This window comes from Bacillus toyonensis BCT-7112 (assembly GCF_000496285.1).
In the GTDB taxonomy this organism is placed as follows: Bacteria; Bacillota; Bacilli; order Bacillales; family Bacillaceae_G; genus Bacillus_A; species Bacillus_A toyonensis.
Map to the genome: position 1 here is coordinate 583,315 of NC_022781.1, position 15,229 is coordinate 598,543.

General features: G+C 33.9%; 11 protein-coding genes and 1 pseudogene. 2 read left to right on the forward strand and 10 right to left on the reverse strand.

The features are described from left to right. Positions 1 to 22 precede the first annotated feature (22 nt). From tkt to BTOYO_RS27560, 4 genes are all read right to left on the reverse strand, one after another. Positions 23 to 2,017, reverse strand: a complete 1,995-nt coding sequence (gene tkt, locus BTOYO_RS03020; protein ID WP_000193007.1) for a transketolase — start codon at positions 2,015 to 2,017, stop codon at positions 23 to 25. Positions 2,018 to 2,056: 39 nt separating this feature from the next. Further along, positions 2,057 to 3,541 (reverse strand): glucose-6-phosphate dehydrogenase, encoded by a 1,485-nt coding sequence (gene zwf, locus BTOYO_RS03025; RefSeq protein ID WP_000445351.1) that lies wholly within the window; start codon positions 3,539 to 3,541, stop codon positions 2,057 to 2,059. 349 nt (positions 3,542 to 3,890) lie between these two features. Beyond that, on the reverse strand, positions 3,891 to 4,382 hold the full coding sequence (locus BTOYO_RS03030) for a glucose-6-phosphate dehydrogenase (RefSeq protein WP_080001239.1): 492 nt from the start codon (positions 4,380 to 4,382) through the stop codon (positions 3,891 to 3,893). A 49-nt stretch (positions 4,383 to 4,431) separates the two neighbouring features. Further along, the gene (locus BTOYO_RS27560) at positions 4,432 to 4,572 is read right to left on the reverse strand and encodes a hypothetical protein (RefSeq protein ID WP_000898185.1); all 141 of its coding nucleotides are present in this window, start codon (positions 4,570 to 4,572) and stop codon (positions 4,432 to 4,434) included. Between the two features lie 168 nt (positions 4,573 to 4,740). Here BTOYO_RS27560 and BTOYO_RS03035 point away from each other — a divergent pair, with 168 nt between their 5' ends. Beyond that, entirely contained in the window at positions 4,741 to 5,736 is a 996-nt protein-coding gene (locus tag BTOYO_RS03035) for a zinc-dependent alcohol dehydrogenase family protein (RefSeq protein WP_000647250.1), read from the forward strand. 183 nt (positions 5,737 to 5,919) lie between these two features. Here BTOYO_RS03035 and BTOYO_RS03040 read toward each other — a convergent pair whose 3' ends face one another. The 5 genes from BTOYO_RS03040 to BTOYO_RS03060 all read right to left on the reverse strand — a co-directional run bounded on the left by BTOYO_RS03040 (position 5,920) and on the right by BTOYO_RS03060 (position 12,870). Beyond that, entirely contained in the window at positions 5,920 to 7,617 is a 1,698-nt protein-coding gene (locus BTOYO_RS03040; protein WP_001058961.1) for a M4 family metallopeptidase, read from the reverse strand. Between the two features lie 149 nt (positions 7,618 to 7,766). Continuing rightward, a complete protein-coding gene (locus tag BTOYO_RS03045; protein WP_000826217.1) occupies positions 7,767 to 9,995 on the reverse strand; it encodes a putative mucin/carbohydrate-binding domain-containing protein in 2,229 nt (742 codons plus the stop codon). Between the two features lie 339 nt (positions 9,996 to 10,334). Then, a complete protein-coding gene (locus BTOYO_RS03050; protein WP_000158953.1) occupies positions 10,335 to 10,934 on the reverse strand; it encodes a nitroreductase family protein in 600 nt (199 codons plus the stop codon). Between the two features lie 549 nt (positions 10,935 to 11,483). Continuing rightward, entirely contained in the window at positions 11,484 to 11,999 is a 516-nt protein-coding gene (locus BTOYO_RS03055; RefSeq protein ID WP_002039094.1) for a heme-degrading domain-containing protein, read from the reverse strand. 499 nt (positions 12,000 to 12,498) lie between these two features. Continuing rightward, a complete protein-coding gene (locus tag BTOYO_RS03060; protein ID WP_000402901.1) occupies positions 12,499 to 12,870 on the reverse strand; it encodes a DUF1304 domain-containing protein in 372 nt (123 codons plus the stop codon). A 487-nt stretch (positions 12,871 to 13,357) separates the two neighbouring features. On the opposite strand from BTOYO_RS03060, the pseudogene BTOYO_RS25850 reads away from it, so the two are divergent. Continuing rightward, positions 13,358 to 13,486: pseudogene (locus BTOYO_RS25850) on the forward strand (VOC family protein); the annotation flags it as partial. A gap of 164 nt (positions 13,487 to 13,650) precedes the next feature. Here the strand turns inward: BTOYO_RS25850 and BTOYO_RS03065 are convergent. Then, positions 13,651 to 14,970 carry an aromatic amino acid transport family protein gene (locus tag BTOYO_RS03065; RefSeq protein WP_001014167.1) on the reverse strand — a complete coding sequence of 440 codons (1,320 nt, stop codon included), beginning with the start codon at positions 14,968 to 14,970 and terminating at the stop codon, positions 13,651 to 13,653. Between the last annotated feature and the right edge of the window lie 259 nt (positions 14,971 to 15,229).

Genomic DNA, 15,229 nt, shown 5'->3' on the forward strand with positions numbered 1-15,229 from the left:
GAAAGGTATTCACAGTCATAACTTAAGAATTCAACACATTTTTTGTAATTTGAACAATGTTTTCTGTCGTAAATCCAAATAGATTCATGACTTCAGCTCCAGTTCCTGAAGCTCCAAATGTTTCAATTGATAGTACTTTTCCTTCTTGTCCTACATAACGTTCCCAACCGAGAGATACACCCATCTCAAGCGATACTCGTTTCGTTACAGAAGACGGAAGAACCGATTCTTTATATTCTTTCGATTGGCGATCGAATAATTCCCAGCTCGGCATTGCAACGATGCGAACAGAAACATGATCCTCTTCTAATTTTGCTTTCGCACTAGCAGCTAAGGATACTTCAGAACCTGTCGCAATTAAAATCACATCCGGATTTTCATTTGTTTGCGTTAATACGTAAGCTCCTTTAGAAAGATTCTCTATGTTCGCTTTCGTTTCCTCAAATACCGGTAAATTTTGACGACTAAGTACTAAAACGACTGGACCATCCGCTTGCTGTAAAGCATAAGCCCATGCACTCGCTGTTTCATTCGCATCTGACGGGCGGATAACTGTTAAACCAGGAATTGCCCGAAGAGCTGCTAAATGTTCAACTGGTTCATGCGTTGGACCATCTTCTCCTACAGCGATCGAATCATGCGTAAATACGTAAGTAACTGGTAACTTTTGCAATGCAGCCAGTCGAATAGATGGACGAAGGTAATCATTAAATACAAAGAATGTACTAACGAAAGGTTTTACTCCTCCATGAAGTGCCAGTCCATTCGCTGCGGCGCCCATTGCATGTTCACGTACACCGAAGTATATATTTCGGCCAGCATACGATTCTACTGCATACACTGCTTCACCTTTTATATCTGTCATCGTAGAATGAGAAAGATCTGCACTTCCACCGAAAATAGAAGGAATCGATTTCACATAATGGTTAATAGCTTCCCCACTTGCAACACGAGTTGAAATCGTTTTTTCAGTATCGAAGGATAAAATGTCTTTCTCTTCGATTAAAACTTCACCTGTAATCGCTTTTTCTAATTCATCTGCTAGTGCAGGGTTTGACTCTCTGTATAAGTTGAACTGCTCATTCCAGCCATGTTCTTTTTCAATACCTTTTTGTTTCAGTTCATTAAAATGAGCTGTTACTTCTTCAGGTACAAAAAAGTCTTCTTCATAATGCCAACCATACACTTGTTTTGTCGCTGTCGCTTCTTCTAATCCAAGCGGGTTACCATGTGCTTTGTTCGTTCCAGCAACTTTTGGACTTCCGTAACCTATAATGGTTCTAATTTCTATAAGAGTAGGTTGGTCCGTATTGTTTTTCGCTAATTGAATCGCTTTTGTAATCGCATCAACATCGTTTCCATCTTCAACTCTTACATATTGCCAATGTGCAGATTCTACCCTTTTCTGCATATCTTCAGAGAAAGCAATGTTTAATTCACCATCAAGTGAAATTTCATTTGAATCATACAGCACAATTAACTTGCCAAGTTTCATATGTCCTGCCATTGACATCGCTTCATAAGCGACACCTTCCATTAAATCACCGTCTCCAACTAAAGCGTACGTATTGTGATCTATAATAGAGTGACCATCCTTATTAAACTTCGCTGCTAAATGCGCTTCTGCCATTGCCATTCCGACAGCATTGGCAATCCCTTGCCCTAACGGTCCTGTAGTTGCTTCAACTCCTGAAGTGTGACCAAACTCAGGATGTCCTGGCGTTTCACTATTTAATTTTCTGAAGTTTTTCAAGTCATCAATTGAAACGTCATATCCAGCTAAATGAAGTAGGCTATATAATAAGCTAGATCCATGTCCCGCCGATAAAACGAATCGATCACGGTTAAACCATTTTGGATGATTAGGATTATGATTTAAATGATTCGCCCATAATGCATAAGCCATTGGCGCTGCTCCCATCGGAAGACCTGGATGACCTGAATTTGCCGCATTAATAGCATCAATTGATAACGTACGAATTGTATTCACTGCTAATTGATTTATGTTTTGTGTCATAGTAATCGTCCCCCTAAATGCTTTCATGAAAGAAAGTACCTATTTTTTCGTTTCTTGATCTAACCACCATTTAAATTCACTTTCTTGCAATAGTTCATTAGACGCATCTGGACCATATGAACCCGACTCATATTCATGAAGTGGTAATAAGTTTTCTTCGAATGCTTCAAGAATTGGTTGTACCCATTCCCATGACAATTCAACTTCTCTCCAATGTGCAAAGAATGTAGCGTCTCCACTCACAGCATCATGAATGAGTCTTTCATACGCTTCAGGTACTCCCACATCCGCTTGCTCACAAGTAAAGTTAATACGCATCGGTTCAATTTCTCCATTTTTCAATGGATTTTTACTATTTAACTGTAATGAAACGTTCTCACCTGGGCTAATTTCAATTATTAACAAGTTAGGTGCTGCATTTGGATTACTATCTTGATATTGCTGTTTTAACGTATTTTTAAATTCGATTACAATACGAGTAGACTTTTCTTTCATTCGTTTGCCTGTTCGTATATAAAAGGGAACGCCAGTCCAAAATGGATTATCGATCCATAATCGAGCAGCAACAAATGTGTCTATGTTAGAAGAAGGATTTACTCCTGGCTCCTCTTTATATGCTACAACTTGTTGACCGTTTATGTCACCTGCACCATATTGTCCGCGAATGATATGGTTTTGAACGTCTTCTTTTTTCACTTTACGAAGCGTCTCCATTACCTTTCGCTTTTCCTCTCGAATTTCACATGCGTTAATTTTTTCCGGCAGATTCATAGCAGTCATCATTAATATTTGTAACATATGATTTTGAACCATATCACGAATGGCTCCTGCCTGATCATAATATCCTGCTCTTTCTTCAACCCCAACTGTTTCACTCGCTGTAATTTGTACATTCGCTATATGTTCTTTATTCCAAATCGATTGGAGAACAGGATTTGCAAATTCTAATGCTTCAAGGTTTTGAATCATCGGCTTCCCTAAATAATGATCAATACGGTATATCTCATCTTCTTCAAACGTGCGACTAAGCTTATCATTAAGCTCACGAGCAGATGTAAGATCGTGCCCGAACGGTTTCTCAATCATCAAACGTTTCCATCCATCCGTTTTATCGAGTCCGCTTTCCTTAATATTTAAAGCAATTGTCTCGAAAAATTCAGGAGCAACTGAAAGATAGAACATTCTATTACCTTTTATATGTAGTTCTTCTTCCCTTTCACGAACGACTTTTAATAACCTCTCATAGTCTTCCGGCTTACTCACATCTAATGGACAATAGCGAAAATTATCTAAAAAACCTTCGAGTTCCGGAGTACCTTCCTCTCTATGACGTGAAAACGTCTCTATTGATTCTTTTATTCTTTTTTGAAAATCTTCATGAGGTACTTGACGTCTCCCAAGTCCGATAACGGATATTTGCTTTGGAAGCTTTTGATCTCTATATAAGTTATATAGTGCGGGGTAAATTTTGCGTTTCGCTAAGTCCCCTGTCGCTCCAAATAAAACAAAGGTCATTGATTCCAATTTTAGTCCCCCTCTTGTTGTATAATCCTGGTCAATATATTCAAAATGAATTGTACAGAAGCTCATGTTTTATAAAAAACAAAGAGTTATCAAATTCCAATTCTTTTTATACCTTTCGCTTTCTAATTGTCCCCAATATTAATAGTGGCAATTCAAAGCATTTCTACCACAACTTACTTATTTATCGAATTTAACGAAATAATGTATATTTAATTACTTTTAGTAATTAAATAATCTTATGTTTATTATATTAATCACATAAATTATTATCGTCAATAAAAATGTCTTGAATTAAATACTATTTATTTCGTAATACTTTTCTAAGTGTATTCCTAGTTACCATTCATTTTCAAAGATAATGATCAATACAATAAATATCATTTTTATCGAAATATTCAATTAATCTTCCGTTAAACTCGCGAGCAGACGTTACATTATAATCAAAAGGCTTCTCTATAATAAGACGGTTCAATCCTTGTGTAGCCCACAATCCACTCTCCTTAATATTTAAAGCAATCACATCAAATACTTCTGGTACAACAGATAGATAAAACATACGGTTTCCAGAAATGTTTAATTCTGTTTCACGCTTTTTTACAAGGCTCAGTAAATCTTGATAGCCCACTATATTCGCTGTATCTAATTGACAATAACGAAATGTGCTAATAAATTCTTCTACTCCTGATTGGTCATCAGTAGATATTCTAGAAAATGTAGCAAGGGATTGTTCTACCTTTGTTTGAAATTCCACATCTGACATTACCCTTCTGCCAATACCGATAATCGAAATAGATTGCGGTATATGTTGATTACTAAATAGTTTGTATAAAGCAGGGTAAATTTTGCGTTTCGCTAAATCCCCTGTCGCTCCGAATAAAGTGAAACTTTAATCAGCCCTCACCAATCGGGCTTTTACGAGCAGCCCAACTCCCACCTAACTTCTTTGCTTTCGCTGAATTTTGAGGTGGAGGTCTTACTGCCTGTGAATGCGGGATAAACGTAATGAATAAATCATGCTGCAAAAATAACATCTACCCTTTCTTCAAAAAGCTTTACAGTAGTTTTTAGAAGTACGTTACATTATTTCATTTCATGCACTTTCCTCTTCTTTATATAAAATTCTCACTAACCAAATTCAAAATATTATACTTATTTTTCGTACTTTGCTATGCTATAACCACAAACAGGAGGTATAAACTATGAAAGCACAAATTATCCATTCTTTTGGGGATTCATCTGTATTTCAATTAGAAGAAGTTTCAAAACCAAAACTTTTACCAGGTCATGTTCTAATCGATGTAAAAGCAACAAGTGTAAATCCAATCGATACAAAAATGCGTAGTGGTGCCGTTTCAGCAGTCGCTCCTGAGTTTCCAGCTATATTACACGGCGATGTAGCTGGTATTGTTATTGAAGTAGGAGAAGGTGTTTCGAAATTCAAATCAGGGGATGAAGTATACGGATGTGCCGGAGGTTTTAAAGAAACTGGAGGTGCACTTGCAGAATTTATGCTTGCTGATGCACGATTAATTGCTCACAAACCTAACAATTTAACAATGGAAGAAGCTGCTGCTCTACCATTAGTTGCAATTACAGCTTGGGAATCTTTATTTGATCGTGCAAATATTAAACCTGGTCAAAATGTTCTCATTCATGGAGCTACTGGTGGCGTAGGACACGTAGCCATTCAACTAGCTAAATGGGCAGGCGCTAAAATTTTCACAACCGCTTCTCAGCAGAGCAAATTGGAAATAGCCCATCGTCTAGGAGCCGATATAGCTATTAATTATAAAGAAGTATCTGTTCAAGAATATGTGCAAAAACATACGAATGGAAACGGATTTGAAGTTATATTTGATACAGTAGGTGGCAAGAATCTTGATCATTCTTTTGAAGCTGCTGCGGTCAATGGCACTGTCGTAACAATTGCAGCTCGTTCAACCCATGACCTCTCTCCTTTACACGCAAAAGGACTCTCTCTGCACGTTACTTTTATGGCATTAAAAATATTACATACTGATAAGCGTAATGATTGCGGAGAAATCTTAACGAAAATAACGCAAATTGTAGAAGAAGGAAAACTTCGCCCATTGCTAGATTCGAAAACTTTCACGTTTGATGAAGTTGCCCAAGCACATGAATATTTGGAATCGAATAAAGCAATAGGAAAAATAGTGTTAAAAAACGTTTGGTAATTTTGACTCGATAAAAACAACTTATTAGTTATCCTAATTACCAATTAACATGAGATAATGATACATAAAATAAAATGCCATGCGTAACAAAAACCTTGCAGAGAAATTCTACAAGGTTTTTGTCTATATATTTAAATAAAGAATCATATTAAAATAAAAGGTTTACAATTCATCATAGTAGTCTTAAATATAAGCTGCTTTAAAGGCTTGTTGGACAGCTTGTACTTCTAATGAGTCTTTACCATATAAGTTCGTTGCTACACGAATACAAGCTTCTTTTAATTCTTTAAAGTCAGAAGTCATATTTAATTCATCCGTATTTGCATAATAGAAAATATCAAACATTTTATCTTCTCCAATGCCATGTACGTTTACTCCATTATGGTTTCCACCACTAGCAATCAAGTAAGCTACTTTATTAATAATGCTAGAGTTCGTGTGTACACCACCATGATCGTGGTCAGCATCAATAGGTAAGTTATTATAATGTCTATAGTCCTCAGGATATCTAGAAGAGATAGATGATGGGTTTTTCATATCTCTAAAAATAAGACCTGATTGTTCTCCCATTGTCCAATTGAACTTTCCGTTATTGGCATACTTTTCAACTGCTACTCCTAAAATATCAGATAGAGCCTCATTAATTGCACCAGCTTCTCCTGCATACTCAAGTCCAGACTCATTTCTTGTAACCGCGTGTGTAAATTCATGTCCTGCCACATCAAATGCTCTAACAATTGGATCTCCGTATACTAGCATAGCTCCATTACTAAATGCATTAAACCACTGCTCAGGATTTCCTTTATTCGTACCATTTGTGTTCCAACCATGAACGACAGAAATTACTTTTTGTCCGTTATTATCAAAGCTGTTACGGCCATATTTTTCTTGATAAAAATCATATACTTTCGTTGCTAAATAATGGGCACTAACTGCTTTAGGATCAGTAAAATTTGTAGAATTACTTGTTACTAAATCATCGAGATAACCCCATACATTTCTTCTATAATTATTATAATCTTTATAATTAGCAGTATATGTTTCAATTCCCTTACCACGAGAATAATCTGCAAGCATGTACGTTCCATCACTTCGCTGCGTAATTCCAAACGTACGATTAATACCTAAGTCATCTTTTCCTGTACCTGTTAATTTCGAAGGATCTTGTGATTTATTTGCTGTCGCAGATTGGACAATACTACTATCTACTTGTATACCCAATTTTTGAACGAGTTCTTTTAATAGATTCCCCCCAAAAGCATCAATTAATACCGTACCAGATACATATTCAGGTGTAGATGCACTAAAAGTAATTTGATATGCGTTTGTAGCTTTATTTGTATTTTCATCTACATATACCACTTGTTTAATTTCTGGTTCTTCAATAAATATAAGATCATTTCCATAGATGTTGAAAAGCTGTTTCTTTGCATCCTCTTCTGATAAAGTAATAGGTTGTTTCAAATCTTCCTGTTGTTGTAGATCTTGGGCACTATCCCCCGAAACGCTCGTAAGTACACCATCATCATTTATATGTGCTGTTAGTTGATATCCGTATACATCACGTCCTTCATACGTTTGTTGAAGACGTACCAATGTAGTACCATCATAAGATTTACGACTTTGCGTAACATTATAATTAACTTTGGATTCCGTATTAACTTGCTTTGATGATAATGCTTGTTCTGTTTTTCCTTTTAGTGCATCCTTTGCTACATTTTCTACCGAATTTTGAGAAGGTGCTGTTAAATTACCTGTTCGGAACGTATCTTCCTTTGTTTCCACTTTTAAATCTTCTGTTTCCGCATGCACTCCTCCATAGGGCATAATCGCCGATAACACCACTCCTGTAGTTAAACCTACCTTTACGAAATTATTCATATTCTTGCCCCTTTATAATCTTATTATTAAGTTAAATAAATGTTTTTTCAGAATTGGAAACATAGATATTTCAAACTATCTATGTTTATCTACTGTTTATGAATTGTGCTTCCTCATAATATGGATAGATTCCATTCATTTCTCAAAAATTACTCATTATATAAACTATCTTTATATTTATTCATATACAGTATTTTTTGTGGTTCTGATAACATATTTATTGCCATCCACACATTCTTTTTCATTTCTAATTTTTGCATTGGTATCTCTTTTAAAACAGGATTACTTATAATTGCTTCCATTTCTTCATCAATTCTTTGCATAAGATTTTCTTCCGGATTATTTTGCAAATAAGTATTTTTCAATCCCCATTTTGTCATTATAAATTCATTTGTTTTATTCATAGGATTCATAATAGTAGCTTTACTAGTTAATCGTTTTTTAATTTCATCATGATAGATTTTAATTCTATATCCTTCTTTTAGTGGAACTGTATCTTTTACAATCGTTACATTTGTTCCTTCCATTTCTTTCGTATAAATTTTTTCCCCCTTATTATTAAACACCTCTATTGATGCGTATTTTTCACCTGCATAATAGCTATGAGGCGTTTTAGTAGTAACCGTAAAAACAGCTTGATCTTGCTCTAAGTCTGTATTTAATTCGGCAAACTGGTCATCTCCTAATCCTAGGAATTGAATCGTTTCATTTACCAACTTACTCACTTTCATTTCGTTAATATCAATGGTTAGACTATTATCTTTTTCCTTTATATAGGTATAATACGAACTAAAATGGTACATACTATCCGTTTTTCCACCTGAAATCTCAACTGTATAAACTCCATTTGGTACGTCTTGTAAATTGATATCTGTTGTTTCAATTGTTTTCTCTTGAATAACTTTATTCCCTTCTTTTAATTTAATTTTTCCTCCTTTCAATGTATCTATTTCATTTGTATTTAAATGGATATGCAAATTCCCTTTTAGCCCAAGTGAAGCAATTTGCTGATTTGTAACTATTTCAAAGTTGGAGTTTATCGGAATCTCAGGATCAACTAGTGCTCTTGCTTTAACTAATTGTGATTCAGGCACTATATAAGCTAAAGAAGTAACAGCCGGATAACCTTTCGCCCTATTAATCTCTATTTGTTTATTATTAAGTTTAAAGCACCATCTTTCAAAGACAGGTGTAAAATCAACTTGTCCATTCTCACTATAATACTGATTCATTAAATCTGGTAAAGAATGGTCACCTTTTTTGAAAGCTGTATTGCTAGCTAGTTTTCGATAACCTTGATACATTTTCGCAAAAGCTTCATCGCCAGCTTTTTGTTTCGCCATCGTTAAAAGAATAAGTTTTTGTCGTAAATCTAAGTCATCATAATTTTTATTTTCTTTCATTAAAGAATTGTATAAATTCCGTTCTACTTGTTCCTTCTTCCCAAAATTAAACAACCAACCAACTTGATCTGCTTTTTTGCTGTATTTACTATATTGATATTGAACACCAAATAGATTATTAGAAACTTCTCCTGTAAATATTCCTTGATTATCAAAACCAGCTTGGTATCCATGAGCGATTTCATGTAAAGTTCCCCAACTTAGTTTATCTAACCACATCTTTGTACTATCTGTACTATTGGCTGTCCAATTTGCGCCATAATAGGCACCGCCAGCACCGGATATATCTGCTTTTAAGAAATAACGATTTTGACTTTTTTTATTTTCAACCGTTGAGCCATCTAAACCAATAATTGAATCATACATCGCAAAAATATCCTCATAATATGCAATTAACTCATCCAACGATTGAAAATCTTTTAAAGATCTTACTAACTCTTTATCTTTTTTAGGTACAAATAATTGAAAACTCTCCCCTTGAATTAACGCATACTCCCCATCAAATTGATCCCATGTACTAAAAAATTGAGATACACTTCCTTGTTGTTTATAAATGGGAAGAGGCTTAGTAGAACTTTCATTTCCTATTTGGTACTCAAGTGTAGCGTGCTCTTCACCATACGGAGTATCTATGAAAGGAACTAAAGGCGTATCGCCTTGAATCGTAATCCATTCATTTCCTACTTGTATGGATTTTTCATTTTTTGAGTCATTAGACAATAAACGTACTGTTAATTTGTCTTTAAAATTAGGATTCGTTTGTCTTACCTTTAATGGTGTATTTCTCTGCAAAATAAATCCTAAATCATGTCGATCATGATATTTCCCCTTACTTATGCCCGCCTGAAATATCCAAGTAGGCTCTTCTAAACTAGTAATTTCTTTTACATTTGTTCGTTCATCAGCATGTAAGTGTATATTTCCTATGAGGAAAAACATTGTATACATTATGCCTATAACAAGTAATCTTTTCATTTGCATATCTCCTTTTCTATTTTTTATATACAAAATACAATAAAACAAATTCCTCCTTCGTTACTTAAAACTGTAGTCCATAAGTTATTTCCCAGTGTAATTATTATAGTTACATTAATTCATGATTATCAATCATTAGATATATGTAATTTTAGATATACAAATATTTAACATTTAATAATAAAATATCTTTGCCTATACTCCTTTATCACTTTCAAAAATTAATCAAAAAAACACGAAGACTTAAATGTCTTCGTGTTTTTTTTAATATATATCGTTACACTTGTGATTGAATTAATAACTAGAATCTTTTTACTCATTCCTTATGAATAATGTTTATTATTTATGAAATTTCACACGCTCTTCAAGCGGTTGGAATTCTTTTTCACCTGGTGCAGCTGTTGGATTACCAAATGGCATTTGTGCAATTAGTTTCCAATTAGCAGGAACATTCCATTCTTGTTTTACCTCATCATCAATTAATGGATTATAATGTTGCAAAGATGCCCCTAATCCCTCAGCTTCTAAACCTGTCCACACGACTAATTGGTGCATACCTGATGCTTGGTGTGACCAAATTGGGAAGTTTTCAGCATATGCAGCAAATTTTTCTTGAAGCGATTTAACGATAGCCTCATCTTCAAAGAATAATACTGTTCCATAACCAGCTTTAAAAGAATCCATTTTTTGTTGCGTTCCTGAAAAATCTCCATCTCCAACTACTTTTCTTAATGTTTCAGTTGTAATATCCCATAATTTATCATGAGCTTCACCAAATAATACAACTAATCGCGCAGTTTGAGAATTGAAAGCTGATGGAGTATGTTTCACAGTAAACTCCACGATTTCTTTAATTTTTTCATCTGATACTTGTACCTCTTTATTAATTCCATAGTAAGTACGTCTTTCTTTCAGTGCGGTATAGAAATCTTTTGTCATAATTCATTTCCTCCTAATTTTTAATATTCTTCAAAATGATATATTGCGAAGATAATATGGGTTAAAATGAGTTCATTTTTGAATCATTGAACTCCATAACACCAATTGCTAGTCATTCTGAATCTAACTAAACTGCTTCATTTAAACCACTTTAGTTTACTAAAAAAACATTTTATAACATCGTTGAGACAATCTAGTGATCATTCGGTACTATTTTACCCATTCTCTATTCATGTATCCTGCTTGTTTCATATTTACACAAATATGAAAATAACCTTAAATTGCTGGTCAAAAAAGCCAGGTAGCATGAATAACACATTACCTGGCTTTTTACAGTTTTAATTTAAATTCAGCTAAACATTACCAATGAATAGTATTAAAAACTATACCCGTCACTTATTTAATGATTAACATCTTATAAATTACATGTCAAACTTTAATACTGTTTTAACATCCATACTCTTACAGCAAACAAACAATAAAAAACACAAAAACGAACAGGAATGTGTTCGTTTTTGTCTCTATATTTAACAATTGAATTTACTTTTATTATTGATTCAAATGATGTTTAACTGCTCTTATTACCAATTCGTGATCTTCTTCTGGCGGCAATCCTGAAACTGTTATCATTCCAATAACTCCTACGTTTTTTACTCTGATAGGAAAGCACCCACCAAACGCAGCATATTCCGAAGTATCTAAAAGATATTTTTCATTATATGAGATTCCAGTTATTTCACTTTGTATCTGCATATAATAAGAGCTATGATCATGCAGGGAAACAACTCGTTTTTTACGCTCAATCCATTTCGTATTTTCCGCATTTGTCCCTGTCATCTTAAAATGAAATAATTGCACACCGTTTTTTGTTATATCAACAGCAATCAATTTCCCCTCTCGCTTTGCTGTTTCAACGATAAATAAACCTAGTTGCAAGGCATCTTCATTTGTAAAAGAGGAAAATTGAAGTGTTTCCTCCTCTTTTAAAATTTGTTTACTAATTTCATTCAAATTTGAAGTACTCATATCTTTAACCTCCATAATCGTTTTATGCCACTCTGGCATTTTTTCGAAATTATTAGGCCATATAGTACAACCTTTTAATCAATCTGATTCTAAATAAACTGCTGTAACATCGTTGGTAAATAGTAGTACCGTAAAGCTTGTTTTCTTCTTACTGGTGCTATTATGAATGATATTCAAAGTTATAAAAAGTACTATTCTACTTATCCCTATCTTACAGAGACTATTATGAAATATATTTAACATCTTAAAAATGTATGTACTAAAGAATAATATTTTTAATCACTAACTTTTTTGATCAATCGTTATAATCCAATGTCATCAAAATTTTTATCAATTATTACACTATCCAACAATAGGAGGAAACAAAGATGGATGAAAATGTATCCAAAAGTTGAAAAGCAGTTGAGTCCCTTGAGGGAATAGTTATAATTCACTACATATAGAAATAGACATACAAAAACGCCATCCTTTCCTATGATTCTACAGAAAGAATAGCGTATTTTTCAAAAATGAGTTCTTTTATTGAGAAACTTTGATTCTATATTATAGATAAAAGAGCAACTAGTGCTAAAACAGCTGGAAGTCCTTGTTTCACAATAATTGATTTATTAGATGTGAAACCTCCGAAAATAGCTGCTATCACCACACAAATCACGAAAAATAATTGGACCATATAACCAATTGGATTGAGCCCAAGTACAAGTCCCCAAATGAGACCAGCCGCTAAAAATCCATTATATAAGCCTTGGTTTGCAAACATAATGGCTACGTTTCGATCTCCTTCTAAATGCTTCCGTAATTTGAAAGCACGTTTCGCTACTTTTGAATCAATAAAAAACATTTCAAGGATCATGATAAACAAATGTTCTAATGCTACGATCCCGACTAAAATAGCTACGATTATTTCCACACTATTCTGCCCCCTACACTCTCTATTCTTTAATATTCTCTACATTTTTTTGCATCTGTAATAGAACATGAATAAGTATTTTGCGTTCTTCTCCACTGATATTTACGAACATTTCCTTCATAAAATGTTCCTTTTCTTTCTTGTCAAAATATTAATTGATATATCAATTATTGATATATCAATTAATATACATCTCTCTTTTTATTTTTGCAAGTTCTTTTGTTCAATTGGTTTTATTTTGTTCCAGCAACTTTAAACCAATTCAAAACATCAGTTCGCATTTCTAGAAATCATAATTACTTTAAGTTCATTCTGACAATCATATTTAACTAAATATATAAAAGAATTGAGTTATATCTCCATCAATTTATAAAAATTAATTTTTTCTAAAAACAGATACTTTACGTTTTTTATAGTAATAAAAATCATTTTTTGTTTCAGAGGCAATCCATTTTGTTAGCTTGATGGGCATAGGATAGCACCATATGACGAACCAATTATCTTTCAAGAAGACGGCTAGAAATCTGGATTTGGTACAGGAGTTGCCTACTTCCCCGATCCAGATGGTACTAATTTAGAGCTAATTGCTCCAAAAGGGCCATTCAGACGTGAATAGTTAAAATAAATTAATACCGAAACAAGCCATCTTCTGCCTGGAAGATGGCTGTTTGTCGGCAAGTTGATGGAATGACTAAAAAAGGACAAACTCTCCAATGCGAGAAGTTTGTCCAAAAAGTTTTTCGTGTCCACTATTTTCACACTAAAATTAACAATCGTGAATTAGAATAATGACTTAATACTTGCTAAAACAGTAAGTACACCTACAATAATAACAAATACGTTACTCATTTTCCCTTTGTATTTAGCTAGTACTGGTACTTTATTGATTGCATACATCGGTAATAGACATAAGATAGCAGCAACTAATGGACCGCTTAGAGAATCAATAAGTCCAAGAATACTTGGATTTGTATAAGCAACAAACCAGCATGATAATACAACAAAAGTAAGGACGATTGTCTTAATTGTTTTTTCTTCTATATCTTTTCCACGTGATTTACCGAACTTAATAATCATGTCACGCATTACTTCAAATGCTCCGATATAATGGCCAAGGAAAGATTTTGTAATAGCCACAAAAGCAATGATTGGAGCTGCAATAGTGATTACAGGTGAATTAAGCTCATTAGCAAGATATGAAAGGATTGATAAGTTTTGCTCTTTTGCCATTTTTAAATCCTCTGGAGTCAAGCTTAATGTACTACTCCAAACGAAGAACATAACTACAGCGAATGTCATGATATAACAAACTTTTTGTATTTGCGCACATTTAGCATCAGTAGCTTCTATTCCATACGTAGCTCTCTGTTTCACAACAAATGATGAAATCATAGGTGAATGATTAAATGAGAATACGATGATTGGTAGAATCATTAATATCGTTCCAAAATAGCCTGTACCTGTTGAAGCAGTAGAAACAGCTGAAAAACTAAGCATTGACGTATTCCACTGTGGAATTAAAGATATTGCGATAAAAAGTAGAGAAGCTATGAAAGGATACACTAGCATACTCATTACCTTTACAGTAATATCTTGACCAAAATTCAGTATAGCGATAAGACCAAGAACTAATACAAGTGATAAAATAGCCCTTGGAGGTTCTGGCATGTGCAATTGATGCACGATAAAACTACTTGCAGTATTTGTAAGCGCAACCGAATACATTAGTACGATTGTATAAATTGAACCGAAATATACGATGTTAAAAATGATACTCGCTTTATTTCCGAAATACTCTCTAATTGTACCTGTGATCCCCTCATCAGCAGAATTAGAAGCGTATATCATTTTAGCAAGTGCCCTATGTGAGTAATACATAACTGGATATGCAAGCAATGTAATTAGTAGTAATGATAATAAACCACCTGAACCTGCATTAATCGGTAAAAAGAGCACCCCCGCTCCAATTGCAGTTCCAAATAGGCTCAATGCCCATGTAGTATCCTGCTTATGCCACTTTTTCGGATCTGCATATTGCTCATTTTTTAGTGCGGTATTTTCAGCTTGAACTTCTATTTTCTTTGCAGTATTCCCGTTCATATAATAACTCCCCCTTGTATCCTATTCTTACGTCTCTCTTTATAGCTAACGAATATCTTCCTTTTTTGGAAAATGAATTCCTTACAAGTTGCCCCACATTGCATGTCCTTCATCATAATGAATCCAAATTGAAACATTCGCTAGTTAGCGTCCTAATATAATTGTTAGCGTTAACAAAAAAGTTTACTCGTAGTATCCGCTCTTTATATAAAGAACCCTTAAGAGAACAATATAGAATAGACTTCATAAATACGTTGCA